The 23,259-nt window shown below is 68.3% G+C and carries 26 protein-coding genes; 17 read left to right on the forward strand and 9 right to left on the reverse strand.

The window, feature by feature from the left end; all coding sequences use genetic code 11:
* From G7B67_RS01750 to G7B67_RS01775, 6 genes are all read right to left on the reverse strand, one after another.
* A partial coding sequence (locus G7B67_RS01750) for a hypothetical protein (protein WP_207780852.1) occupies window positions 1-227 on the reverse strand: 227 nt, incomplete at its 3' end.
* A gap of 43 nt (window positions 228-270) precedes the next feature.
* Window positions 271-1,536 (reverse strand): cardiolipin synthase, encoded by a 1,266-nt coding sequence (gene cls / locus G7B67_RS01755; protein ID WP_166206915.1) that lies wholly within the window; start codon window positions 1,534-1,536, stop codon window positions 271-273.
* A gap of 134 nt (window positions 1,537-1,670) precedes the next feature.
* Window positions 1,671-2,171 carry a DUF456 domain-containing protein gene (locus tag G7B67_RS01760; RefSeq protein ID WP_166206918.1) on the reverse strand — a complete coding sequence of 167 codons (501 nt, stop codon included), beginning with the start codon at window positions 2,169-2,171 and terminating at the stop codon, window positions 1,671-1,673.
* Between the two features lie 100 nt (window positions 2,172-2,271).
* Window positions 2,272-3,348 (reverse strand): M35 family metalloendopeptidase, encoded by a 1,077-nt coding sequence (locus G7B67_RS01765; RefSeq protein WP_425482400.1) that lies wholly within the window; start codon window positions 3,346-3,348, stop codon window positions 2,272-2,274.
* Window positions 3,349-3,498: 150 nt separating this feature from the next.
* A complete protein-coding gene (locus G7B67_RS01770; protein WP_166206921.1) occupies window positions 3,499-3,978 on the reverse strand; it encodes a glycine zipper 2TM domain-containing protein in 480 nt (159 codons plus the stop codon).
* 308 nt (window positions 3,979-4,286) lie between these two features.
* A complete protein-coding gene (locus tag G7B67_RS01775; RefSeq protein WP_166206924.1) occupies window positions 4,287-4,703 on the reverse strand; it encodes a hypothetical protein in 417 nt (138 codons plus the stop codon).
* Between the two features lie 86 nt (window positions 4,704-4,789).
* Here G7B67_RS01775 and G7B67_RS01780 point away from each other — a divergent pair, with 86 nt between their 5' ends.
* A complete protein-coding gene (locus G7B67_RS01780; protein WP_166206927.1) occupies window positions 4,790-5,590 on the forward strand; it encodes a tRNA threonylcarbamoyladenosine dehydratase in 801 nt (266 codons plus the stop codon).
* Between the two features lie 83 nt (window positions 5,591-5,673).
* Here the strand turns inward: G7B67_RS01780 and G7B67_RS01785 are convergent, their stop codons facing one another.
* A complete protein-coding gene (locus tag G7B67_RS01785) occupies window positions 5,674-6,459 on the reverse strand; it encodes a TatD family hydrolase (RefSeq protein ID WP_166206930.1) in 786 nt (261 codons plus the stop codon).
* A 13-nt stretch (window positions 6,460-6,472) separates the two neighbouring features.
* On the reverse strand, window positions 6,473-6,694 hold the full coding sequence (locus G7B67_RS01790; protein ID WP_166206933.1) for a DUF6116 family protein: 222 nt from the start codon (window positions 6,692-6,694) through the stop codon (window positions 6,473-6,475).
* A 162-nt stretch (window positions 6,695-6,856) separates the two neighbouring features.
* Here G7B67_RS01790 and G7B67_RS01795 point away from each other — a divergent pair, with 162 nt between their 5' ends.
* The 5 genes from G7B67_RS01795 (at window position 6,857) to G7B67_RS01815 (ending at window position 12,702) form a co-directional block, all read left to right on the forward strand.
* On the forward strand, window positions 6,857-7,675 hold the full coding sequence (locus G7B67_RS01795; protein ID WP_166206936.1) for a glycine zipper 2TM domain-containing protein: 819 nt from the start codon (window positions 6,857-6,859) through the stop codon (window positions 7,673-7,675).
* 127 nt (window positions 7,676-7,802) lie between these two features.
* A complete protein-coding gene (locus tag G7B67_RS01800; protein ID WP_166206938.1) occupies window positions 7,803-8,966 on the forward strand; it encodes an acyl-CoA dehydrogenase family protein in 1,164 nt (387 codons plus the stop codon).
* 138 nt (window positions 8,967-9,104) lie between these two features.
* Window positions 9,105-9,665, forward strand: a complete 561-nt coding sequence (locus G7B67_RS01805; protein WP_166206941.1) for a GNAT family N-acetyltransferase — start codon at window positions 9,105-9,107, stop codon at window positions 9,663-9,665.
* On the forward strand, window positions 9,665-10,303 hold the full coding sequence (locus G7B67_RS01810) for a glutathione S-transferase family protein (RefSeq protein ID WP_425482401.1): 639 nt from the start codon (window positions 9,665-9,667) through the stop codon (window positions 10,301-10,303). The genes G7B67_RS01805 and G7B67_RS01810 overlap by 1 nt, the downstream gene beginning before the upstream one ends.
* 104 nt (window positions 10,304-10,407) lie before the next feature.
* Window positions 10,408-12,702 carry a thiamine pyrophosphate-dependent enzyme gene (locus G7B67_RS01815; protein WP_166206947.1) on the forward strand — a complete coding sequence of 765 codons (2,295 nt, stop codon included), beginning with the start codon at window positions 10,408-10,410 and terminating at the stop codon, window positions 12,700-12,702.
* A 139-nt stretch (window positions 12,703-12,841) separates the two neighbouring features.
* Here the strand turns inward: G7B67_RS01815 and ygfZ are convergent, their stop codons facing one another.
* Window positions 12,842-13,711: a CAF17-like 4Fe-4S cluster assembly/insertion protein YgfZ gene (gene ygfZ / locus G7B67_RS01820; RefSeq protein ID WP_166206950.1), complete on the reverse strand. Its 870-nt coding sequence runs from the start codon at window positions 13,709-13,711 to the stop codon at window positions 12,842-12,844.
* Window positions 13,712-13,750: 39 nt separating this feature from the next.
* On the opposite strand from ygfZ, the gene G7B67_RS13385 reads away from it, so the two are divergent.
* The 11 genes from G7B67_RS13385 (at window position 13,751) to G7B67_RS01875 (ending at window position 23,189) form a co-directional block, all read left to right on the forward strand.
* Window positions 13,751-13,927, forward strand: a complete 177-nt coding sequence (locus G7B67_RS13385) for a DUF1674 domain-containing protein (RefSeq protein ID WP_243412207.1) — start codon at window positions 13,751-13,753, stop codon at window positions 13,925-13,927.
* A 103-nt stretch (window positions 13,928-14,030) separates the two neighbouring features.
* On the forward strand, window positions 14,031-14,417 hold the full coding sequence (gene sdhC / locus G7B67_RS01830) for a succinate dehydrogenase, cytochrome b556 subunit (protein ID WP_166206953.1): 387 nt from the start codon (window positions 14,031-14,033) through the stop codon (window positions 14,415-14,417).
* The gene (gene sdhD / locus G7B67_RS01835) at window positions 14,414-14,851 is read left to right on the forward strand and encodes a succinate dehydrogenase, hydrophobic membrane anchor protein (protein ID WP_166206956.1); all 438 of its coding nucleotides are present in this window, start codon (window positions 14,414-14,416) and stop codon (window positions 14,849-14,851) included. Before sdhC ends, sdhD begins: the two co-directional genes overlap by 4 nt.
* Window positions 14,852-14,867: 16 nt before the next feature.
* Window positions 14,868-16,676, forward strand: coding sequence for a succinate dehydrogenase flavoprotein subunit (sdhA, locus tag G7B67_RS01840; protein ID WP_166206959.1), 1,809 nt, complete (start codon window positions 14,868-14,870; stop codon window positions 16,674-16,676).
* Window positions 16,677-16,770: 94 nt separating this feature from the next.
* Window positions 16,771-17,559: a succinate dehydrogenase iron-sulfur subunit gene (locus G7B67_RS01845; RefSeq protein WP_166206962.1), complete on the forward strand. Its 789-nt coding sequence runs from the start codon at window positions 16,771-16,773 to the stop codon at window positions 17,557-17,559.
* 127 nt (window positions 17,560-17,686) lie between these two features.
* Window positions 17,687-18,109 carry an MAPEG family protein gene (locus tag G7B67_RS01850; RefSeq protein WP_166206965.1) on the forward strand — a complete coding sequence of 141 codons (423 nt, stop codon included), beginning with the start codon at window positions 17,687-17,689 and terminating at the stop codon, window positions 18,107-18,109.
* Complete coding sequence (locus G7B67_RS01855) at window positions 18,106-18,360, forward strand: FAD assembly factor SdhE (protein WP_425482398.1); 255 nt, start codon at window positions 18,106-18,108, stop codon at window positions 18,358-18,360. The genes G7B67_RS01850 and G7B67_RS01855 overlap by 4 nt, the downstream gene beginning before the upstream one ends.
* Before the next feature lie 70 nt (window positions 18,361-18,430).
* Window positions 18,431-18,781: a hypothetical protein gene (locus G7B67_RS01860; protein ID WP_243412208.1), complete on the forward strand. Its 351-nt coding sequence runs from the start codon at window positions 18,431-18,433 to the stop codon at window positions 18,779-18,781.
* A 35-nt stretch (window positions 18,782-18,816) separates the two neighbouring features.
* Window positions 18,817-20,058, forward strand: a complete 1,242-nt coding sequence (locus G7B67_RS01865) for a lipoprotein-releasing ABC transporter permease subunit (RefSeq protein WP_166206971.1) — start codon at window positions 18,817-18,819, stop codon at window positions 20,056-20,058.
* A gap of 46 nt (window positions 20,059-20,104) precedes the next feature.
* Window positions 20,105-20,803 (forward strand): lipoprotein-releasing ABC transporter ATP-binding protein LolD, encoded by a 699-nt coding sequence (lolD, locus tag G7B67_RS01870; RefSeq protein WP_207780853.1) that lies wholly within the window; start codon window positions 20,105-20,107, stop codon window positions 20,801-20,803.
* A gap of 22 nt (window positions 20,804-20,825) precedes the next feature.
* Window positions 20,826-23,189, forward strand: coding sequence for a DNA internalization-related competence protein ComEC/Rec2 (locus tag G7B67_RS01875; protein WP_207780854.1), 2,364 nt, complete (start codon window positions 20,826-20,828; stop codon window positions 23,187-23,189).
* Window positions 23,190-23,259 lie beyond the last annotated feature (70 nt).

Here is a 23,259-nt window from a genome sequence, read left to right on the forward strand (position 1 = left end):
GCTCTTCCGGTCTCGCCGCGCACTTCGGCGGCCACGCGCGCGGCGTTCGGCGTGGCGGCGGCATCCGCGCCGGGCTGCGCGCGCAGCGGCAGTTCGGGGGGCATGGCCGGCGCCATCGCCCGTTCCGGGCTCGGTGCCTTGGCCTGTGCGGTGGGGAGGGCGACGGCGCCAGCGGCGAGCAGCAGGCAGGCGAGCAGGCCGGTGCGGAGCGGGGAGGGCAGGGTCATCGGCACATGATGACCCAGCCGGCGTGGCCCGTGCGTGGTTGCCTCAGAGCTGGGACCGCAGCGGCTGGATGAAGCGCTCGGCGAACTTCTCCTTCAGCGGCCGATGCTTCCACTGCTGGTAGGTGTACTGCTTGGTCGGCTTGAGGTCGTTCTCGAACACCCGCGTCATCCGCTGCGCGAACGCCTCGTCGTAGACGTTGAGGCTGGCCTCGTCGTTGAGCTCGAACGAGCGCAGGTCGAAGTTGGTCGAGCCGACCGACACCATCTGTCCGTCCACGATCAGCATCTTGTCGTGGAACATCGTCGGCTCGTATTCGTACATCTCCACGCCTGCCAGCAGCAGCGGTCCCCAGCCGGCCTTGGAGGCCATCCGCGCCGCATCCGAATCGGTGTTCTTGCCCGGCATGACGATGCGGACCCGCACGCCGCGATGGCGTGCCGCGACCAGCGCATTGGTGATCAGGTCGTCGGGGATGAAATACGCGGCCTCCAGGTCGATGGACTTCTCGGCCGCAGCGAGCACCATCAGGTACATCAGGTGCATGCTTTCGCTGCCGCTGGATGGCGAGCTGACGAACATGTTAGCGTCCATGTCGCCGGCCGGCTGCAGCGGCGGGAAGAAGTCCACGCCGTTGAGCACCTCGCCGCTGGTCTTGATCCAGTTGTCGTTGAAGGCCGCCTGCATCTGCGCGACCACCGGGCCCTCGATGCGGAAGTGGATGTCGCGCCAGTGGTCCGGATCCTGCGCGTGGCCCTTCCATGGGTCGCCGATGCCGACGCCGCCGGTGAAACCCACCTTGCCGTCGATCACCAGCAGCTTGCGGTGGGTGCGGTTGTTCATCCGCGTCAGGTTGTACCAGTGCAGCGGCCGGTAGCGCTCGACGTGGACGCCGGCCTCCTTCATCTGCGTCAGCAGGCTTTCGTCCATGCTCACGCTGCCGGCCCAGTCGATGGTGACGTTGACGTTGACGCCCGCGCGCGCGCGTTCGCTCAGGGCATCGGCGAATTCCCTGCCGATCTCCCCCGACCAGTAGATGTAGGTCTCGAAGGTGATGGTCTTCTTCGCCGAGCGGATGCCCTGGAGCATGGCCGGGAAGATCTCGTCGCCGTTTTCAAGGTCGGTGACGTGGTTGCCGTGCAGGATCGCCGGCCCGAGCAGCACGCCCATCTCGCGGCGGAACTGCGGGTCGGCCACGGCATAACGATGTTCGATCTTGCGCTCGAGCTTTTTTTCCGGGGTCGCGAGGTTGAGTGCAACCACCACGACGAGACCGGTGACGAGCACGGTGATCAGGATGGTCCAGACCATTCGACGACGACTCCACGGCAAGGCCACGACTCCGGTTCAGGGCATCGGCGCATGGGCTGGCGCACGCTGTGCCGGCGACCGAAAGCTCAACAGTGGAGGCAGCGGGTTCAGCAAGCCGTGAAAGTCGCGTGTGGCTAGTGGTACCAGGCCCACGCGAACAGGCCCAGCATGGCGATCGCCAGCATCAGCTTCAGCGCGACCCCGAAGGCGATCCCGAGCCAGGTGCCGATGCCCACCCGCGTGGCGTGGCCGAGGCGGGAAGCACTGACGGAGCGGCCATGAAGCAGTTCACCGGCAAGCGCGCCGGCAAACGGCCCGACGAACAGTCCGATCGGGGCGAAGAACACCCCGGCAAGCGTGCCGATCACCGCGCCCGCCAAGGCCATCCGGCTGGCGCCCACCCGCCGCGCGCCGATCGCCGCTGCCCAGAAGTCCACCGCCAGCGACAACAGCGTCAGCAGGCCGAGCACGACCAGCGTCACCGCGCCGATCTGCTGGAAGCCACCGACCCAGGCGGCCAGCAGCATGCCGATGAAGACCAGGGGAATGCCGGGCAGTGCCGGCAGCACGATGCCGACCAGCCCGACCATGACCAGTACGGCGGCGATTGCGTAGAGCAGGGTGTCTGGCGTCATGGCGGCAAGGATCGCGTTCTTTCGCGGGTGTCGTCGTGAGTGCCGTCAAGGCAAAAAAAACGACCCGCCGAAGCGGGTCGCCTGGTGATGGTGCCGCGGCTCAGTTCTGCGACGGATTGTTCTCGGCGAAGTACTCGTGGTTGTCGGCGTTGTCCAGCGCATTGGTCGGATTGGTCGCGGCGAGGTTCTTCGCCGCGGACTGGCCGTACACCCAGTCGTTGGTGCCGGCGACGACATCGAAGTGGCTCATCTCGTGGATCAGGGTGCCGGCCTTGGAGTCGGTGCCCTTCGCCGGTGCCGGCCAGAACGCACGGCAGACGAAGATCTCGTACGGGCGGTTGGCGTAGACGTGGGCGTACTCGCTGCCGTTGCAGCCGCAGTTGATCTTCACCTGGCCGCCGGACTGGTCCATCGCGTTGTCGATCGCGACGAAGTGGCTGGAGGCGGTGTTGTAGCGGCTGGACGTATAGCTGCCGAACCACGTCGTGTAGCGCGCGCCCACGGTGCCGCCGGCGAGGTAGTTGCGCGCGTTCTGTGTGTAGCCGCGGGCATCGACCACGGCCTGGCCGCTCTGGTTGATCTGGGTCGACGAGCAGCTGGCGAAGGTCACGCCGTTGACGACCGTCGTACTGCCGCCGCCGCCGCTGCCGGGCTTCTTGTGGCCGGCCCTGGCGGCGCTGTTCCAGACCTGCAATGGCGCACTCTGCAGCAGCATTGGCAATCCGCGGCTGGTCCTGAGCATGCGGCCGTCGGACATCGACGCGTGCTGCAGCGGCGAGGACAGCGTGACGGTGTACTGCCCGGCCTTGTCCAGCGCGTAGAACTCGCCCAGGTCCACCACCGTGCGGTAGCTCTGTCCCGGACGCAGGATGGCGAAGTCCGACGGACCCGGCAGGCCGCGCTTGGCGAGCATGCCTTCGTAGGCCACCGGCTGCCCGTCGCGGCTGACGCGGAACAGGTTGGCCTGCAGCTCGCCGCTGGGCAGCTGCCACTTCGGCACGCGCGCGACCTTGTTGCTGGTGTTGGTGACGATCACTTCGACCGCGCCGTCGCCGGCGAACATGCCGACCCGCAGGGGGTTGACCGGAGCGTTGCGTGGAGCAGCCAGGGCGACGGCGATGCCGCCGCAGAGGATGGCGGTGACGGCGGCAATGCGTGCGACGGGGACACTCATCAGGGGTATCTCCAGGATCGGGGTGGGCGTCACGGAATGGACGTGACGCACGTTAACCAACGCTGAGCGGGCAGGCACCTTGCGCTGCAGCAAGTCGCCGGCGTATGCATAAAAAAAGGCCCGCCGGAGCGGGCCTTCGTTGCCGGTCCGAGCCTACTGGAGGTAGGCGCGGCCGTTGCTCACCCGCACGTAGGAGCCTTCGCGGATGCCCCCGAGGTCGCTCTGGGTCACGACCGTGGTGCGGCCATCGTTCATGCGCACGTAGACGTTGTAGACGCCCTGTGCCTGGGCGTGGTTCTGGATCGCGTTGCCCGCAACCGCACCGGCGACCGCGCCGGCGGCGGTGGCGACGTTCTTGTTGCCGGCGCTGCCGCCGGTCTTGTCGGAAATCTCGCGACCCGCCACGGCGCCGACGATACCGCCCAGGACCGCGCCGGTGGCGTTGGGAACGTTGCTGTTGGAGGTGGAGGCGACCTCGATGCGGGTCACGGTGCCGCAGTCGTAGCAGGCCGCGCTGCTGGAGACGGGAGCGGCGTTGCCGTAGCCGTAGCCGGAGCCGGGACTTGTCGTGGCGCAGCCCGCCGCGGCCAGCGAAGCGAGCAGCGCGGTGGTGCCGATCAGACGGATGTTCATGCGGATCTCCTGGGGGGCCGAGGGAGGCGGGAGCCGTTGCTCCGGACCGTGGCCCACCTTAGGAGCGGCTTGGTGAATGGCCGGTCAAGCGTGCCGTCGGCGCGGGTAACCGTCAGCGGGGATTCATCGCGCCGGCGGGCGGCCCTCGATGCCAAGGCCGGCTGGCACGCGAAGGGGAGGATCGGGGGACCCAATCCGTGGCGCCATGTGTTGCCCGCCCAGCGGCCGCCGGGCCAGGTCGCGAAGGGCGGGACGCGTGCGCAGCTTGCTGGCGACGGGGTGGATTCACCCACCCCTCGCGCCGCGCCTCAGTTGCGGAATTCCTTGTGGCAGGCGCTGCAGTTGTCGCTGATGCTCGCCAGGGTGGTACCCACGCCGGCACAGTTGAGCGGCGGGTTGGCCAGCGCGCTGTCCAGCGTCGCACGCAGGTCGCTCGCATGCTTGGCGAAGCGCTGGTCGTCGCGCAGGTCCGGGAAGGCCGGCTCGATGTCGTTGGCCATCGTCCGCAATGCCTGCAGGTGGGGCAGGGTGTCGGTCGCGGCGCAGCGGTTCTGCTCGGTGGCGGCCTTGAGCTGGTGCACGTGCCAGCCCTGGACCTCCATCACGCTGGAGGGAAAATGGTCCTGGCGCGCGTCGATCGCGCGCATCGCCATCACCGTGCCGATGATTCCCATGGCCAGGCCGATCAGGAACAGGAACAGGTAACGGGACGCGTTGCTGGCCATCGGTCACTCCTCGGGCGGTGTGGCGGCGACCATACCATGCGTCCCCGCGGGGCCAGGCTGCGTTGGGCGGCCGCTAGACTGTGCGCATGGAACGCGACTGGACCGATCGTTTCGCCGGCATCGACCGCCTGTACGGGCGTGGCGCGCTGGCCTGTTTCCGTGCGTCGGGGATCGCGGTGGTCGGACTGGGCGGCGTGGGTTCGTGGGCAGCCGAAGCCTTCGCCCGCAGCGGCATCGGCCGGCTGGCGCTGATCGACGCCGACGACCTGTGCCTGTCCAACACCAACCGGCAATTGCCGGCGCTTGCGGGCCAATACGGCCGCGGCAAGGCCGAGGCGATGGCCGAGCGATGCCGTGCGATCAATCCGGCGATCCAGGCCGATGCCGTCGCCTCCTTCCTGACGCCTTCGAACCTGGAGTCGCTGCTGGGCGGGGGCTTCGACCTGGTGCTCGATGCCTGCGACAGTTTCCGCGCCAAGCTCGAGGCGATTGCCTGGTGCCGTCGCCGCAAGCAGCCGATCATCACCGTGGGCTCCGCCGGCGGGCGCACCGATCCCACCCAGGTGCGCGTCCGCGACCTGTCGCGCACCGAGCACGATGCGATGTTGTCGCTGATCCGCAAGAAGTTGCGCGCGGATTTCAATTTTCCGCGCAACGCCGACCGTTATTTCGGCGTGCCGGCGATCTACTCGCTGGAAAACGTGCGCTATCCGCAGGCCGATGGCAGCGTGTGCGGGTTGCGCCCCAGGCTTGATCCGGACGCTGCATTGAAGCTCGATTGTGGTGCCGGCCTGGGTGCGGCGACCCACATCACCGGCGCGTTCGCATTCGCCGCCGTCGGCAAGGCGCTGGAAACGCTGCTCAAGCATCGCCGCGTCGCTGCGTAGTTTGCGGCTGGAGCCGCGGGCTGCGAAGGAATCCCGCGAAAAAAGAAGCGCCCGGTCGGCCAGCGAACGACCAGGCCCGGCGCCTACGCGGGAGCCAACCCAAACAATCGCTCGGCATTGCCGGTCGTCGCTTTTGCGATCAGCGCCGGGTCCTCCGAGCGCAGATCTGCGATCACCTGCAGGACGTCGACGATGCGCGCGGGTTCGTTGCGCTGGCCCCGATGCTGCGAGTCGGGCTGGTCCGGTGAATCGGTTTCCAGCAGCAACTGATCGAGGGGAATCGCGGCGGCCAGTTTGCGCAGCCGATTGGCGCGCCCATAGGTCACCGGGCCGCCGAGTCCGACCAGGAAGCCGAGATCGTGGAGTTGCCGCGCCTGCTCTGCGCTGCCGGCGAAGCTGTGCACCACGCCGCGCACGCCGCCCGTCGCCTTGATGGCGATGATCACGGCTTCGACCGCGCGCCGGGCGTGGATCACCAGCGGCAGTCCATGTTCGCGCGCGATCGCCAGCTGGCCGCGGAAGTAGAACTGCTGGGTTTCGACATCGAGGCCATCGACATGGAAATCCAGGCCGCATTCGCCGATCGCCGGCGGGCGTTCGCGCTCGATCCATTCGCGCAGGTCGTCCAGGTGCCGCGGCTGGTGCGCGGCCAGGAACATTGGATGCAGGCCGTAGGCCGGATACAGGCCGTCGAATTTACGGCAGACGTCGCGCAGGCCAGGCCATCCGGCCGCCTCGATCGCCGGCACCAGCTGGCGCGTGACGCCGGCGGCGCGCGCGCGCTCGACCACGGCGGCGCGGTCGGAATCGAATTCGGCCACGTCCAGGTGGCAGTGGCTGTCGAACAGGCGCGGACCGTCGGAAGGCATGACGGTGGGTCGATCAATCCCGTCGCGGGCCGGGGCCGGGGTTGCGGACGCCGTCGCGCGATTTCCAGTTCGCAAGCAGCAGCGTGCCCAGGCCCAGCAACAGCTCGTCGGCGAAGGGAATGACGTCGGGGATGACGAGATCCACCACGAACAGGGCCGCGGTCACCAGGAACAGCCGCGGGAAACCCAGGCGCCCGAACCAGCGCAACAACGGGCCCAGCAGGAGGTTGGCCATCAGTGCTCGTCCGAAGCGGTGGCGGCGACGCTAGCACGACGGCTGTCACGGTCCCGGCGTAGCGCGGGCCCGTCCACGGCGCGTGATCGGCCCTTGTTCAGGTTTCCGGTGGTGGAATCGCCGCGTCAATCGATGCGGGCCTGCCCGCCAACAGGAGCCACCATGAAAAGCAACACCCTCGCAATCGCACTGGCTTCGCTGCTGGTCGGCGGCGTCGCCGTGGCCGCATTCGAGAGCACGCGTGGCCACGCCTCCGATCCGGCGACCAACGCCGCCGTCACCGCTGCCGCGCCGGAAGGCCTGGCGACGGCAGACGCCGCCGCCGACGCGTCGATCCCGCCCGCTGGCCAACTCGAGTACGCCGACGTCGTCAACGTGGTGCCGGTCACCGAAAAGCAGAAGCTCTACGCGCAGGTCATCGGCACCGATCCGGTGCGCGAGACGTCGAGCGTTTCCACCCCGCACGAAGAGTGCAACGACGTCGTGGTTCAGGAGCAGGCGCCGCGTCGTGACCCGCGCAACATCGGTGGCACCGTCGCGGGCGCCGTCATCGGCGGCCTCGTCGGCAACCAGGTCGGTGGCGGCACCGGCAAGAAGCTGGCGACGGTCGGTGGCGCCGTGGGTGGCGCATTTGCCGGCCGCGCGATCGAGCAGCACCACGCCGAGAACAAGATGATCAGCCGCACCGAGCGCCAGTGCCACACGGTGACGTCGACCTCGCAGTCCTCGCGCGTGGTCGCTTACAACGTGACCTACCGCAATCCGGACGGCACCACCGGCACCATGCGCCTGGGCAGCAAGCCAGGTAGTCGCATCGCGCTGGGCAGCGAAGACCATACCGTCGCCTACAAGGTGACCTACCGTTACGACGGCCAGGAAAACACCGTGCGCATGGACCACAAGCCGGGCGACCGCTTGCCGGTGGTCGACGGCCAGGTCGTGACCCAGGTGGCCTCGGCCGGCGGCAGCGACCACGGCTGACGCCTGGATTGCAGGGGGTTTCCCGAAGGGGCCGGAGCGATCCGGCCCTTTTCCGTGTCCGCGGCCGGGGTGCCGCGCTGCAGCATGGGCCGATACAATGGCGGTTTCCCGTCGAGCGAAGCCCGCCATGGCCCTGCCTCCCTACGACCTGTTCGATGTCCGCTCGCTGCTCACCGAAGAGGAGCAGGCGATCCAGGACACGGTCGCCCGATTCACCGATGAGCGCGTGTTGCCGATCATCGGCGACTGCTTCGACCAGGGCCGGTTCCCGAAGGAACTGATCCCGGAGATCGCCGATCTCGGGTTGCTGGGCTCCTCGCTGCCCGAGCAGTACGGCGGCCATGGCCTCAATGGTGTCAGCTACGGCCTGATCTGCCAGGAGCTCGAGCGCGGCGACAGCGGCATCCGCAGCTTCGTCAGCGTGCAGTCCTCGCTGTGCATGTATCCGATCTTCGCCTACGGCTCGGAAGAACAGCGCATGCGCTGGCTGCCGGACATGGCCGCGGGCAAGGTCATCGGCTGCTTCGGCCTGACCGAGCCGCATGGTGGGTCGGATCCGGCCAACATGAAGACCAACGCGAAGAAGGACGGCGCGGACTGGATCCTCAACGGCTCCAAGATGTGGATCACCAACGGCAACGTCGCCGACATCGCCATCGTCTGGGCGCAGACCGACGACGGCATCCAGGGCTTCATCGTCGAGAAGGGCATGCCGGGCTTCGCCGCCCAGGAAATCAAGCACAAGATGAGCCTGCGCGCGTCGGTGACGTCGTCGCTGTTCTTCGACAACGTGCGCGTGCCCGAGGCCAACCGCCTGCCCAACGTCAAGGGTCTCAAGGGCCCGCTGGGCTGCCTGACCCAGGCGCGCTACGGCATCACCTGGGGCCCGATCGGCGCGGCGATCGCGTGCCTGGACGAGGCGCTGAATTATTCGAAGGAGCGCATCCTGTTCGACCGCCCGGTGGCGGCCACGCAATCCGCGCAACTGAAGCTTGCCGACATGGCGCGCCGGATCACGCTGGCGCAGCTGCTGGTGCTGCAACTGGGCCGCCTGAAGGATGCCGGCAGGATGGCGCCGGCGCAGGTGTCGCTGGCCAAGTGGAACAACTGCCGCATGGCGATCGACATCGCGCGCCAGTGCCGCGACCTGCTCGGCGGCGCCGGGATCACGACCGAACACTGCGCGATCCGGCACGCATTGAACCTGGAATCGGTCATCACCTACGAAGGCACCGAAACCGTGCACCAGCTGGTGATCGGGCGGGAGCTGACGGGCATCAACGCGTTCTGATGGGCGTCGTCATTCCCGCGAAAGCGGGAATCCGGCGACGTCGCTGTTGCATTGGACGAAAAGTCACTGTTGATCAGCCATTCGGCTGCTGGGAACCCCCGCTTTCTCGGGAATGACGGTTAAAAGGATCCGCGGGCAATGCAACTCCCACACGTCCGTATCGAAACCGAGCGACTGATCCTTCGCCTGCCAGAGCGCGAGGACTTCGACGCCTACGCGGAAATGATGGGCGACGAGGACACCGCGCGCTGGATCGGCGGCCACGTCGGCCGCGCCGCCGCGTGGCGCAAGTTCCTGCAGATGCCGGGCGCATGGGCGATCCAGGGCTTCGCCATGTTCTCGCTGGTCGAGAAGGCGAGCGGGCAGTGGATCGGACAGGCGGGACCATGGAAGCCCGAAGGCTGGCCCGGCACCGAGGTCGGCTGGAGCCTGCGCCGTGAATTCACCGGCAAGGGATATGCCCGCGAAGCGGCGACCGCCGCCATTGACTGGGTCTTCGACGCCCTGGGCTGGAGCGAGGTGATCCACAGCATCCAGCTGCCGAACAAGGCGTCGATCGCGCTCGCCGAGCGCCTGGGCTCGGTGTACCGCGGCGTGGAAAACCTGCCGCCGCCTTACGAGGATGTCGAGATCGGGGTCTGGGGACAGACCCGCGCGCAATGGATGGCGTCGCGACAGGCACGCGAGGCGACGGCGTGATCACGCTCCACGGCTTCTCGCCGTCCGGAAATTGCCAGAAGGTGCGACTGCTGCTGGAGCAGTTGGGGTGCGACTACCGCTGGGTCGAAGTCGACATCGCCAATGGCGGCACCCGCACGCCGGAGTTCCTGGCCAAAAACCCCAACGGCAAGGTGCCGATGCTGGAGACGGCGGACGGCCGCATCCTGGTCGAATCCAACGCGATGCTGTTCTGGCTCGCCGAAGGCAGCGCATTTTTCCCCGCCGATGGCTGGCAGCGTGCGCAGGCCTTGAGCTGGATGTTCTTCGAGCAGTACAGCCACGAGCCGTATGTTGCCGTCGCGCGTTTCATCTGCGGCTGGACGGCGCTGGATTCGCCACGTCGCGCCGAGCTGCCGAAGCTGCGCGAGCGCGGCCTGCAGGCGTTGGCGGTGATGGAGCGGCACCTGCTCACGGCGCCCTGGTTCACCGGCAACGCATACGGCATCGCCGACATCGCCCTGTTCGCCTACACCGATGTCGCCAGCGACGGTGGCTTCGACCTGTCGCCGTACCCCGGGATCCGCGACTGGCTGGCACGCGTGCGCGCGACGCCGGGATTCGTGCCGATGCCGGCGCTCGACGCGCAGGCGGCTGCGCGCATCGAGGCATCGACATGAGCATGTTTCCACCTGTTCCTGGCCGGCGCTGAAGGCGCCGCGACCCGCTACATCCCCCAATACATTTGATTCCTGCTTTCGCGGGAACGACGGCAAACAACGAAATGACAGCCACGACCGCAAAGCCCATCCCCGCACGCATGAAGGGCGTCAACCGCGCCGAGATCTGCGACGTCAACTTCCAGGAATTCGTGCGCGACTGGAACGGTGGGGTCGATGCGAAGCCGTCGCCCCACGAAGCGATCCTGGACGGCAGCGCGCTCGATGCGCAGGGCTTCCGCGAGCTGTTCGAGTCGCAGCTGATCAGCCGCCACCTCGACCTGATGGCGCGCGTGCTGCGAGTGCAGAACAAGGTCTTCTACACCATCGGTTCCAGCGGCCACGAAGGCAACGCGATGGTCGCGCGCGCCACGCGGCACACGGACCCTGCCTTCCTGCACTACCGCAGCGGCGCGTTCATGGCCGAGCGTTTCCGCAAGTTGCCGGGCACCGACGGCAGGAAGCTCGATCCGATCATGGATTCGGCGCTGTCGTTCGCCGCGAGCAAGGACGATCCCGCCTCCGGCGGCCGCCACAAGGTTTGGGGCAGCAAGCCGTTGTGGGTGTTGCCGCAGACGTCGACCATCGCCTCGCACCTGCCCAAGGCCTTCGGCACGGCGGTGGCGATCGAGCAGGGCCGGCGCATCGGCCACGCGCTGCCGATCCCCAACGACAGCATCGCGATCTGCTCGTTCGGCGACGCATCGAGCAACCATGCCACCGCGCAGACCGCGTTCAATGCCGCGGCGTGGACGGCCTACCAGAAGCTCCCGGCGCCGGTGTTGTTCGTGTGCGAGGACAACGGCATCGGGATTTCGGTCAAGACGCCGACCGACTGGATTTCGCGCAACTTCCGCGACCGTGCGGACCTGGATTATTTCTTCGCCGACGGCCTGGACCTGTCCGCAGGCTACGGCGACGTGCAGGCGGCGGTCGAGCATTGCCGGCGCACGCGCCGCCCGACCTTCCTGCACCTGCGCACGACGCGGATCATGGGTCACGCCGGCACCGACTTCGAGATCGAGTGGCGCTCGATCGAGGAGCTCTGCGCGGTGGAAGCCAGCGACCCGCTGCTGCGCAGTGCCGCGATCGCGCTCGAATCGGGACTGATGTCGAAGGACGAGATCCTGGCGTTGTATGAAGACACGCGCAGGAAGTGCTTCGCCGCCGCGGAGGATGCCGACAGGCGTCCGCGGTTGACCACGCTGGAAGACGTGATGGCGCCGCTGGCGCCCTTTACGCCGGCGGCGGTGCAGGCCGAGGCCACCCGCGCCGATTACGCCGACAAGCGCGCGGCCGTGTTCGGTGGCGAGGCCAAACTGCCGGAAAGGCAGGCGCCAAGGCACCTGGCGATCCAGATCAACAATGCGCTGCACGAGCTGTTCGCCAAATACCCGGAAACTCTGCTCTTCGGCGAGGACGTGGCACAGAAGGGCGGCGTCTATACCGTCACCAAGGGCCTGCACAAGGCCTTCGGCAACCGCCGGGTGTTCAACACGCTGCTCGACGAAACCGTCATCCTCGGGTTGGCACAGGGCTACGCCAACTTGGGCATGTTGCCGGTCCCGGAAATCCAGTACCTGGCCTACCTGCACAACGCCATCGACCAGATCCGCGGCGAGGCGGCGAGCCTGCAGTTCTTCAGCAACGACCAGTACCGCAACCCGATGGTGGTGCGCATCGCCGGCCTGGGTTACCAGCGCGGCTTCGGCGGGCATTTCCACAACGACAATTCGATCACCGCGCTACGTGACATTCCGGGGCTGGTGGTCGGTTGTCCCTCGCGCGGCGACGATGCGGCGATGATGCTGCGCACGCTCGCGGCGCTGGCGAAGGTGGATGGCCGGGTATGCGCCTTCCTCGAGCCGATCGCGCTGTACATGGCCAAGGACCTGTACGAGGCCGGCGATGGCGGCTGGCTCACCTCCTACCCGCCGCCCGACCAGGCGCTGGTGCTGGGCGAAGAACGTGTCTATGCGCCCGAAGCCACCGATTGCGTGATTTTCAGCTTCGGCAACGGCATCCCGATGAGCCTGCGGGCGGCGCGTGCGATCGAGGCGCAATACGGTTGGAAGGTGCGCGTGGTCGACCTACGCTGGCTGGTGCCGCTCAACGACGCCGCGATCGCGAAGCATGCCGCGCAATGCAAGCGGATCCTTGTCGTCGATGAAGGCCGCCACAGTGCCGGGGTGGGCGAGGGCGTGATCACCGCGATCACCGAAGCCGGCCACGGCGGCAAGCCGCTGCAACGCGTGGTCGGCGCGGACACCTTCACCCCGCTTGCCGGCGCGGCGTTCCTGGTGATCCCATCCGACGAGGAAATCGTCGCGGCCGCTGGCATGCTGGCCAAGCGCAGCTAGGCAACGCCGAAAGCCCCCTGGCAGGAGTGGCTTCAGCGGCGAGCTCTCGCTTTTTCGACGGCAATCGATCGGAGCTCGCGGCTGAAGCCGCTCCTACAAAAAGAGCGCGCCCCGGGCGATGCGGCGCAGAGCGCGCGCCCTACCGCGCCAGGCCTTCCTGCAGCGGCTGCGCCCGCAACGGCGCGCCGGCTGCCGTCAATCCGTGCATTGAATGCTCCAGGGGCAGCACCGCCAGCAACACGCTGCCGGTGTCCACTGCGACCCGGCTGACGATCGTGCCAACCACCTGTTCGCCATCGAGCACGTCGCTGCCGGTATCGACACTGGCGTCACTGTCGAACAATCGCAGCCCGCGCTTCGCCTGCCCGAGGAAATGCGTGCGGGCGACGATTTCCTGCCCCGGGTAGCAGCCCTTTTTCACGCTGTAGGCACGCAGCCGATCCAGCGACAACTGCTGTGGCGTCCAGTGCCCGGACTGCGCGACATCCAGGCGCGGCAGGCCGTGCAGAAGGTCGAATGCCATCCACTCCGCCGCCTTGCCCGCATCGGCCGGCATGCTGCGCGCACCGATATGCACGACCCGCGCGGTCTCCGGCGTCCCCAGGTCCACTTCGACCGTGCCGTCGCCGGCCGCGGACAGCTGCGCCGCGCGCGCGATGGCGGGCGGGGAAACCGCGCCCGACACGCGCAGATCGCGACGTGCCTCCAGCACCACCTTGCTGCGGAAGACGTAGCGCTGCAGCGCTTCGCGCAAACCATCGGCGTCGGCATCCGGAAGCAGCAACCACAGCGTCTGCGCGTCGAACCGCAGCAGAGCGAAGAACGCCACCAGCCGTCCCTTCGGCGTCAGCCAGCCGCTCCACTGCCACTGGCCATCGGCCAGCGACGCCACGTCGCTCATGAATTGCGCCTGGGCGAACTTCACCGCGTCGGCGCCGTGCAGGGCCAGCACCGACGCCGCTGGCAGGGCGAACGCGGTGGCTTGCGCAGGCAGCAGGTTGTCGTCCATGGGCCCCGGATTTACACTTGCACGGCTAAGGGAATCGAAATGATAGGTCAAACCGGCTCCGATCCTGCTCCCGCCGAGGCACCGGCCGACGTTGTCGGCACCGTGCCGGCCACGGCGCCAGCGGCGCCCTTGCCGGTGGAAATCGGCGGGCGCGACGGCCCGGAACCGACGCGCTACGGCGATTGGGAAAAGAACGGACGCTGCATCGATTTCTGAGGGGATTTCTGAGGGTCGGTTGTCGGTAGCCCAGCCTTCGACGACCGGTTTGATTGCTGTCTGCGGCTTCGCGCCGCGCCAACCGCAAGGACGAGTTCCGACGATGGCGACCGAGCGTCCCCTGTCACCGCACCTGCAGGTCTATCGCTGGCAGATCACGATGACGATGTCGATCCTGCACCGCGTGACCGGTGTGGTGATCACCTTAGGCGCCTTCGCGCTGGCCGCATGGTTGCTGGCGCTGGCCGCCGGCGGCGCGCACTACGCGCACGTAGCCGCCTGCCTGGCCTCGCCGCTGGGCAGGCTGGCGCTGTTCGGCTTCTCGATGTCGCTGGTCTACCACCTGCTCAATGGCATCCGCCACCTGTTCTGGGACATGGGCTGGGGCTTCGAGATTCCCGAGTTCTACCGCTCAGGCTGGACCGTGGTGGTGCTGACGGTCGTGTTCACCGCGGCGATCTGGTTCGCCGCACTGCGGGTGCATCCATGAGCAACATCGGCACCAGCGGGGCGCCGCGGCGCGATCCGCACGACCCCTACCGCACGCCGCTCAAGGTCGCCCGCGGGCTGGGCTCGGGGAAGACCGGCACCGGGCACTGGTGGGCACAACGCGTGACCGCCGTGCTGCTGGCGCTGCTGGTGCCGTGGCTGGTCGGCGTGCTGGTCTCGCTGGTGGGCGCCGACCTGCATGCCGCGCGCGCCGCGATCGCCAGGCCGTGGAACGCGATCCCACTGGCCGCCTTCGTCGTCGCCGCCTTCTGGCATGCCAAGCTCGGCATGCAGGTGGTGATCGAGGACTACGTGCACACGCGCTGGCTCGAAGTGACCCTGCAGTTGCTGGTGACCTTCGCCTGCGCGATCGCGGCGCTGGCCTCGCTGTACGCGCTCGGGCACATCGCGCTGAGCCTTGCGGCGACCCCCTGACCTTCGACCGGCCGACATGACCAGCGCATACAAACCAGCTTCATACAAGATCGTCGAACACAAATACGACATGGTCGTCGTCGGCGCCGGCGGTGCCGGATTGCGCGCGACCTTCGGCCTGGCGCACAAGGGCCTCAATACCGCGTGCATCACCAAGGTGTTCCCGACCCGGTCGCACACGGTCGCGGCGCAGGGCGGCATCTCCGCCGCGCTCGGCAACATGGGCCCGGACGACTGGCGCTACCATTTCTACGACACCATCAAGGGTTCGGACTGGCTGGGCGACCAGGACGCGATCGAATACATGTGCCGCGAGGCGATCCCCGCGGTGATCGAACTCGAGCACCAGGGCGTGCCGTTCTCGCGCACCGAGCAGGGCACGATCTACCAGCGCCCGTTCGGCGGCATGACCACCGAGTACGGCAAGGGCACCGCGCAGCGCACCTGCGCCGCGGCCGACCGCACCGGACACGCGATCCTGCACACGCTCTACCAGCAGTCGCTCAAGCACGACGCGCGCTTCTTCATCGAATACTTCGCGCTGGACCTGATCATGGACGCGGACGGCACCTGCCGCGGCGTGCTCGCGCTCGACATGGCCGAAGGCACGCTGCACCTGTTCCGCGCCCAGGGCACGGTGCTGGCGACCGGCGGTTACGGTCGCGCGTATTTCTCCGCCACCTCCGCCCATACCTGCACCGGCGACGGCGGCGGCATGGCGCTGCGCGCCGGGCTGGGCCTGCAGGACATGGAATTCGTCCAGTTCCATCCCACCGGCGTGTATGGCGCCGGGGTGCTGATCACCGAAGGCGTGCGCGGTGAAGGCGGCATCCTGCGCAACGCCTCGGGCGAGCGCTTCATGGAGCGCTACGCCCCCAACGCCAAGGACCTGGCCTCGCGCGACGTCGTGTCGCGGTCGATGACGATCGAAATCCGCGAAGGTCGCGGCGTGGGCCCGCACAAGGACCACATCCACCTCGACCTGACCCACCTGGACCCGAAGGACATCCACGAAAAACTGCCCGGCATCGCCGAGAGCGCGCGCATCTTCGCCAACGTCGATGTCACCCGCCAGCCGATCCCGGTGCTGCCGACCGTGCACTACAACATGGGTGGCATCCCGACCAACTACCACGGCGAAGTCGTGCAGCTGAAGAACGGCAACCCGGACGAAGTGGTCCCCGGCCTGTATGCGATCGGCGAGGCCGCCTGCGTGTCGGTGCACGGCGCCAACCGCCTGGGTTCGAATTCACTGCTCGACCTGGTCGTGTTCGGCCGCGCGGTCGCCAACCGCTGCGCCGAGACCATCCGGCCCGGGCAATCGCACAAGACGCTGCCCGCAAGCGCCTGCGACGCCGCGCTGGCCAACCTCGACCGCGTGCGCAATGCCAACGGCGGCACGCCGACGGCGGTCATCCGCGACAAGATGCAGCGCACCATGCAGCTCGACGCCGCGGTCTTCCGCACCGGGGAAACGCTGGCCGAAGGCGTCGGCAAGATCCGCGACATCCACGCCTCCTTCGCCGACGTCAAGGTGTCCGACCGCTCGCTGGTCTGGAACTCCGACCTGGTGGAGACGCTGGAACTGCAGAACCTGCTGGGCCAGGCGCTGGCGACGATTGTTTCGGCGGAAAACCGCCAGGAATCGCGCGGCGCGCACGCGCGCGAGGATTTCCCGGACCGCGACGACGCCAACTGGATGAAGCACAGTCTGTGCTGGGTCGACGGCGAAACCGGCAGGACCCACATCGACTATCGCCCGGTGCACCTGTACACGCTGGACGACGATGTCGGCGTGGTGCCGCCGAAGCCGCGGGTGTACTGACAGCTGGGATTGGCGATCGGCGATCCGCGACCGCAACAACCGTCGCGACGCGCCCGCCGATCACCGATGACGAACCACGAATCACGGATCCCCAATGGCCGAATTCACCCTTCCCAAGAACTCCAAGGTCCAGCCGGGCCGCAGGTTTCCCGCGCCGGCCGGCAGCAAGCGCGTGCGTGCGTTCAAGGTGTACCGCTGGAACCCGGAGGATGGCCGCAATCCCACCGTCGACACCTATGAAGTCGACCTGGACGCCTGCGGCCCGATGGTTCTCGACGCGCTGATCAAGATCAAGAACGAGATCGACCCGACGCTGACGTTCCGCCGTTCCTGCCGCGAGGGCATCTGCGGTTCGTGCGCGATGAACATCGACGGCACCAATACGCTGGCGTGCACGCGTGCCATCGAGGATTGCTCGGGCAAAGGCGAGGTTCCGATCTACCCGTTGCCGCACATGCCGGTGGTCAAGGACCTGGTGCCGGATCTCACGCACTTCTACGCCCAGTACGCGTCGATCAAGCCGTGGATCCGCACCCAGAGCGCGCCGCCGCCGGACAAGGAGCGCCTGCAGTCCAAGGCCGACCGCGCCAAGCTCGACGGCCTGTACGAATGCATCCTGTGCGCCTGCTGCAGCACCGCCTGCCCAAGCTACTGGTGGAACGGCGACCGTTACCTGGGGCCCGCCATCCTGCTGCAGGCGCATCGCTGGATCATGGACAGCCGCGACGAGGACACCGGCGCGCGCCTGGATGACCTCGAGGATCCGTTCAAGCTCTATCGCTGCCACACGATCATGAACTGCACGCGCACCTGCCCGAAGGGCCTCAACCCCGCGCGCGCGATCGCGGAAATCAAGCAGCTGATGCTGGCCCGGCGCGGTTGATCCGCAGCGAACGCAGGCCCTGACCCCGGTCCGTCGTTCCCCCGAAAGCAGATATCCAGCGCCTTCGAGCGTGGACAAGGCGGCGGCGTGTCGACGCTTCACCGGCCACCGAACCAAGGGATGAAACATGGCCGATCGCAGCATCTTCCTTCCCGCTCTGGCGATGGCCGCGCTGACGTTCGTGGTCTGGTGGCGGATGTTCTTCAGTCGCATCGGCCAGATGAAGCGCGAGCGCATCCACCCGCAGGCCGTGGCGACGTCGGCGCAGGCGGCAGCGCGACTCACCGACAGCCGGGCGGCGGACAACTTCCGCAATCTGTTCGAACTGCCGGTGCTGTTCTACCTGGCACTGGTGGTCGCGGCGATTACCGCCCAGGTGACGGCGCTGACCCTCGCACTGGCCTGGTTTTTCGTGGCCACGCGCGTGGTGCACAGCGCGATCCAGTGCAGCTACAACAAGGTCATGCATCGTTTCCGCGCCTACGTCGCCGGCGGGCTGGCGTTGTGGACGCTGTGGGCGATGCTGGGCGTGGGCCTGTTGCGCGGGTGAGCGCGGACGACGCCACCCAGCTCAAGCGCCTGCGCTGGCGCTGCCGCCGCGGCATGCGCGAGCTGGACCAGCTGCTCGTGCGCTGGCTCGAGCGCGACTGGGCGGGGGCTTCCGACGACGAGCGCGCGGTTTTCCTACGCCTGCTGGATTGCGAGGACGATAGGCTCTGGCGCTGGTTCCTCGGCCATGAGACCGCGCCCGATGCCGCACTTGATTCGCTCGTCCAGCACATCCGCAAACCTCCCGCCTGACGCACCGGTGGTGCGCCTGGCGTGGCGGCCTTCGCGCTGGCTGGCGGTGGCACTGGCCGGACTGGGGGCCTTGGGCACGTGCGCCGTGCTGGCGTGCGGGATGCCGCGCTGGATCGCGATCCCGCTGGCGCTGTTGTCGGCCCTGCAGGGTCCATGGCTGGCGCGTGGCCATCTTCGTGTGCCGGTGCGTGCCGTCGCCTGGCCGATGGACGGCGATCCGACCATCGATGGCGCGCGGATGGAAGGCGTCCGGCTGCACTGGCGCGGTCCGCTGGCCTTCCTGTGCTATCGCGATGCCGCGGGCCGGGATCATCGGCTGGCCTGGTGGCCGGACACCCTGCCGGGCAGGCAGCGGCGTGAACTCAGGCTGGCCGCCGCCAGCGCGCCGACACCGGCCACCATCGCATCGATGGCACCATAGCCGCTGTTTCGCGCGACGCAGGATTGCCCGACCGAATGTTCAAGCCCATCCCCGTCGCCATCGGCCTGCGCTACCTGCGCGCCAAACGCCGCAATGGATTCATCTCCTTCATCTCGATGGCCTCGATTCTCGGCATCGCCATCGGCGTGGCCGCGCTGATCACCACGCTGGCGGTGATGAGCGGGTTCCAGCGCGAGATCCGCGACCGCATGCTGCAGATGGCAGCGCACGCGACCGTCAGTGCCGACGGCGAAGCGATGGAGCACTGGCGCCAGGCCGTCACCCAGGCCTACCGCGATCCGCGCGTCGCCGGTGCCGCGCCCTACATCGAAACCCAGGCGCTGATCAGCGGGCCGCGCCGGCAACCGGCGATCGTCCGCGGCGTCATGCCCGACGAGGAGGGCAAGGTGTCGGTGATCGCACAGAAGATGGTGCGCGGCCGGCTCGACCAGCTCACGCCCGGCAGCTTCAACATCGTGCTCGGGCAGGAGCTCGCCCTGTGGCTGGGCGTCGACGTCGGCGACAGCGTGATCGTCACCACCGACTTCCAGACCACGCCGGTCGGCGCGATCCCGCAGCTCAAGCGCTTCCATGTCAGCGGCATTTTCGAAGCCGGCTACCAGGAGTACGACAAGGGCCTGGCGGTGGTGAACCTGGGCGATGCGCAGCGCCTGCTGCGCATGGGCGACGGCGTGACCGGCGTGCGCCTGCGCCTGCACGACATGGACCTGGCCTTCGACGTCGCGCGCGATCTGGCGCTGCGGCTTGGCGGCGGCTATCGCGTCAGCGACTGGACCAGCGACAACGCCAACATGTTCCGCGCATTGAAACTTGAGAAAACGATGATGGCGATCCTGCTGTCGCTGATCATCGCCATGGGCGCCTTCAACCTGGTGTCCTCGCAGGTGATGCTGGTGACCGACAAGCAGGCCGACATCGCCATCCTGCGCACGCTGGGGCTCACGCCGCGCGGGGTGATGCAGGTGTTCATGGTGCAGGGCTCGATGATCGGCGTGATCGGCACCGTGCTCGGCGTGGCCGGGGGCGTGGTGTTGACGCTCAACCTCGATCGCATCCTGCGGGTGATCGAATCGATCCTCGGCGTGCAGCTGATGCCCGAGGACGTCTATTACATCACCGGCCTGCCGACCCAGCTCGAGCCCAGCGACGTGACGATCATCGCCCTGGTGGCGCTGGCGATGGCCTTCCTGGCCACGCTGTATCCCGCGTGGCGCGCCGCGCGCACGGCGCCGGCGGAGGCGCTGCGCTATGAATGAAATCCACTCCAATGCCGGGATCGGATCTTCGAACGGACCGCGACCCATGCACGACGGTGAAGTGATCCGCGCCGAAGCGCTGGGCAAGACCTACGCCGAGGGCAAGCTGCATACCCCGGTGTTCGACGGCCTGGAGCTGTCGGTGCATGCGGGCGAGACGGTGGCCATCCTCGGCGTCTCCGGCGCCGGCAAGAGCACGCTGCTGCACCTGCTCGGCGGCCTGGACACGCCGACGGCGGGCGAAGTCTTCGTGGCCGGCCAGAAGATGAGCGCGCTGTCGGATGCGCATCGCGGGCAGCTGCGCAACCGCGCGCTCGGCTTCGTCTACCAGTTCCACCACCTGTTGCCTGAATTCACCGCGCTGGAGAACGTCATGCTGCCGGTGCTGCTCGGCGGCACGGCGGTACCGGACGCGGAGCAGCGGGCGCGCGCGTTGCTGGAGTCGGTGGGCCTGGGCCATCGGCTGGAACACAAGCCCGGCGAGTTGTCCGGCGGTGAGCGCCAGCGTGCGGCAGTCGCGCGCGCGCTGGTCAATGCCCCGGCCTGCGTGCTCGGCGACGAGCCCACCGGCAACCTGGATGAAAAGACCGCGGCGACGGTGTTCGAGCTGATGCTCGAGCTCAACCGCGCCAAGCGCACCAGCCTGGTGCTGGTCACCCACGATCGCCGCCTCGCGCGGCGCCTGGACCGGGTGCTCGAACTGCACCAGGGCAAGTTGCGGGAACTGCGAACCGACGAGGTGTAGGACGATGCGAGACGCGGCAAGGATGCCGCTGCGAGGGCCCATCGGGGAGTTGCCCACCGCGGGACTGCCCGCGCAGGCGCTGGCCGTGATGGCGGGCGTGGGCGCATGCCTGCTGTTACCGCAGTTGCCGGCATGGCCATGGATGGTGCTGGCGCTGGGCGTCGGCCTCGCGGTCTGGATACGCCGGGGGCGGGCCATGCTGCTCGGCGCGCTGGCGTGCGGCTTTGGCCTCGCCGGCCTGCATGCGGGCATCGCGCTCGGCCGCCAACTGCCGGTCGCGCAGGAGCAGCAGGCCTTCCTGCTCACCGGGCGCGTGCTGGACCTGCCGCAGGACGAGCCGCGGCGCACGCGCTTCGTGCTGCGCGTGGACGACACACCGGTGCAGCCGGCATCGCTGCGTGGCAAACGCCTGCAGCTGGCTTGGTACGACGACTTCAAGCAGGTCCCCGGCGCGCCATCGCCGCGTCTGCGCCTGCACGCCGGCAGCCGCTGGCGGATGACGGTCAAGCTGCGCGCGCCGCGTGGGCTGCGCAATCCCGGTGGCTTCGATGGCGAAAAACAGGCACTGGCCGACCGCATCGCGGCCAGTGGATATCTCGTCGACGGGCAGGGCGCGCGGGAGCTGGCCGCGGCGCAGGGAATCGACGCCTGGCGCGAGCGCATGTCCGCGCGCATCGCGGCGGCCATTCCGACGCCAACGTCGAGGTTCATCCGCGCACTCGCGCTGGGGGACACGCGCGCCATCGACGATGTCGACTGGGAAATCCTGCGCGCGGTCGGCGTCACCCACCTGATCGCCATCTCCGGATTCCACGTCGGCATCGTCGCCGGCTTCTTCGCATTGCTGGCTTCGCTGCCATGGCGGCTGCTGCCGGCGCTCGGCCGCCGCATTCCCCGCCAGCATGCGGCGGCGACCGCGGCGTTGGCGGGCGCGATCGGCTACGCCGCGGTGGCCGGGTTCGCGCTGCCGACGGTGCGCACGGTGCTGATGATCGCGGTGGTGGTCGCGGTCAGGCTCCTGCGGCGCGCGCAACGCACGGTCGACGTGCTGGCATTGTCGGCACTCATGATCCTGCTGGTCGATCCGCTGTCGCTGCTGGCCGCGGGCTTCTGGCTCAGTTTCGCCGGCGTTGCGTGGTTGCTGTGGTGCCTGCCGCGCGAGACCGACCGCTCCTGGCGCGGCGTGCTGCGCGCCTTCGTCAGCGCGCAGGCGGTGGCGACGATCGGATTGCTGCCGCTGGGCGTGGTGTTGTTCGGACAGGCTTCGCTGGCGGGGCCGATCGCCAACCTTGTCGCCATCCCCTGGTGGAGCCTGGTCGTGGTGCCGCTGGCCCTGCTCGGTACCGGGCTGGAAGCGTTGCATGCCGGCCTGGGTGCGTGGAGCTGGCGGCTGTCGGCGTGGTTGTTCGACCTGGCGTGGCCCATGTTCACCCATCTGGCCGCAAGCCCGCTGTCGCTGTGGTGGTTGCCGGAGGTCGGATGGTTCGCGCTGCCGCTGGCGCTGCTCGGCGGCTTCTGGCTGCTGTTGCCGCGGGGCGTCCCGGGCAAGCCGCTGGCGCTGCTGCTGTGGTTGCCGTTGCTGTGGCCGGACACCGCGCCGCCCGCGCCGGGCGAGGCCGCGCTGACCGTGATCGATGTCGGCCAGGGCTTGTCGGTGCTGGTCCGCACCGCGCACCACACGCTGCTCTACGACATGGGTCCGGCGATTCCCGATGGCTTCGATGCCGGCGAACGGGTCGACGTGCCTGCATTGCACGCACTGGGCGTGCGCATGATCGACGTGGCTGTCGTCAGCCATGGCGACAACGACCATGCCGGTGGCTTTCCTGCCGTGGCCCGCGCGTTCCCGCCCAGGCTCGCGCTGACGCCCGACGGCGCGCCGCCGCTGCCCCACGGGCGCGCCTGCCTGGCGGGGCAGGCCTGGCAATGGGATGGCGTGCGCTTCCGCTTCCTGCACCCGCCGCGCTGGTTTCCCTATCTGGGCAACAACGCCGGTTGCGTCCTTCGCATCGAGTCGGCGCATGGCGCGGCGCTGCTCACCGCCGACATCGACGCCGTGGTCGAACGCGAGCTCGTGCGCCGCGATGCCGGGTCGCTGCGCGCCGACGTGGTCGTCGTCGCCCACCACGGCAGCAACGGATCGTCGGATCCCGCCTTCGTCGCCGCCACCGGCGCCAGAGTCGCGCTGATCTCCGCCGGCTACGGCAACCGCTTCCACCACCCGCGGCCGGAAACCGTGCAGCGTTGGCGCGATGCCGGCGCGCAGGTCTACGTCACTTTCGACACCGGCGCGCAGGACGTGCGCCTGCAATCCGACGGGATTGTGGTGCAGCAGCGCCGCCGCCAGCACCCCAGGCTCTGGGACGCCACCCGTCGCAAGCCGTGACGCCCGCGGGCGGCACGCTGTCTTTGCAGGAGCGGCTTCAGCCGCGCGCCCTTCGGCGGCGACCAGCCCA

This window comes from Cognatiluteimonas telluris (assembly GCF_011320095.1).
GTDB classification, from domain to species: domain Bacteria; phylum Pseudomonadota; class Gammaproteobacteria; order Xanthomonadales; family Xanthomonadaceae; genus Cognatiluteimonas; species Cognatiluteimonas telluris.

Coding starts and splice junctions, on each gene's coding strand:
- cls (WP_166206915.1), bottom strand. CDS start 1,536: ATGGTCTGGACCATCCTGATCACCGTGCTCGTCACCGGTCTCGTCGTG.
- G7B67_RS01760 (WP_166206918.1), bottom strand. CDS start 2,171: ATGACGCCAGACACCCTGCTCTACGCAATCGCCGCCGTACTGGTCATG.
- G7B67_RS01770 (WP_166206921.1), bottom strand. CDS start 3,978: ATGAACATCCGTCTGATCGGCACCACCGCGCTGCTCGCTTCGCTGGCC.
- G7B67_RS01775 (WP_166206924.1), bottom strand. CDS start 4,703: ATGGCCAGCAACGCGTCCCGTTACCTGTTCCTGTTCCTGATCGGCCTG.
- G7B67_RS01780 (WP_166206927.1), top strand. CDS start 4,790: ATGGAACGCGACTGGACCGATCGTTTCGCCGGCATCGACCGCCTGTAC.
- G7B67_RS01785 (WP_166206930.1), bottom strand. CDS start 6,459: ATGCCTTCCGACGGTCCGCGCCTGTTCGACAGCCACTGCCACCTGGAC.
- G7B67_RS01790 (WP_166206933.1), bottom strand. CDS start 6,694: ATGGCCAACCTCCTGCTGGGCCCGTTGTTGCGCTGGTTCGGGCGCCTG.
- G7B67_RS01795 (WP_166206936.1), top strand. CDS start 6,857: ATGAAAAGCAACACCCTCGCAATCGCACTGGCTTCGCTGCTGGTCGGC.
- G7B67_RS01800 (WP_166206938.1), top strand. CDS start 7,803: ATGGCCCTGCCTCCCTACGACCTGTTCGATGTCCGCTCGCTGCTCACC.
- G7B67_RS01805 (WP_166206941.1), top strand. CDS start 9,105: ATGCAACTCCCACACGTCCGTATCGAAACCGAGCGACTGATCCTTCGC.
- G7B67_RS01815 (WP_166206947.1), top strand. CDS start 10,408: ATGACAGCCACGACCGCAAAGCCCATCCCCGCACGCATGAAGGGCGTC.
- ygfZ (WP_166206950.1), bottom strand. CDS start 13,711: ATGGACGACAACCTGCTGCCTGCGCAAGCCACCGCGTTCGCCCTGCCA.
- G7B67_RS13385 (WP_243412207.1), top strand. CDS start 13,751: ATGATAGGTCAAACCGGCTCCGATCCTGCTCCCGCCGAGGCACCGGCC.
- sdhC (WP_166206953.1), top strand. CDS start 14,031: ATGGCGACCGAGCGTCCCCTGTCACCGCACCTGCAGGTCTATCGCTGG.
- sdhD (WP_166206956.1), top strand. CDS start 14,414: ATGAGCAACATCGGCACCAGCGGGGCGCCGCGGCGCGATCCGCACGAC.
- sdhA (WP_166206959.1), top strand. CDS start 14,868: ATGACCAGCGCATACAAACCAGCTTCATACAAGATCGTCGAACACAAA.
- G7B67_RS01845 (WP_166206962.1), top strand. CDS start 16,771: ATGGCCGAATTCACCCTTCCCAAGAACTCCAAGGTCCAGCCGGGCCGC.
- G7B67_RS01850 (WP_166206965.1), top strand. CDS start 17,687: ATGGCCGATCGCAGCATCTTCCTTCCCGCTCTGGCGATGGCCGCGCTG.
- G7B67_RS01865 (WP_166206971.1), top strand. CDS start 18,817: ATGTTCAAGCCCATCCCCGTCGCCATCGGCCTGCGCTACCTGCGCGCC.
- lolD (WP_207780853.1), top strand. CDS start 20,105: ATGCACGACGGTGAAGTGATCCGCGCCGAAGCGCTGGGCAAGACCTAC.
- G7B67_RS01875 (WP_207780854.1), top strand. CDS start 20,826: ATGCCGCTGCGAGGGCCCATCGGGGAGTTGCCCACCGCGGGACTGCCC.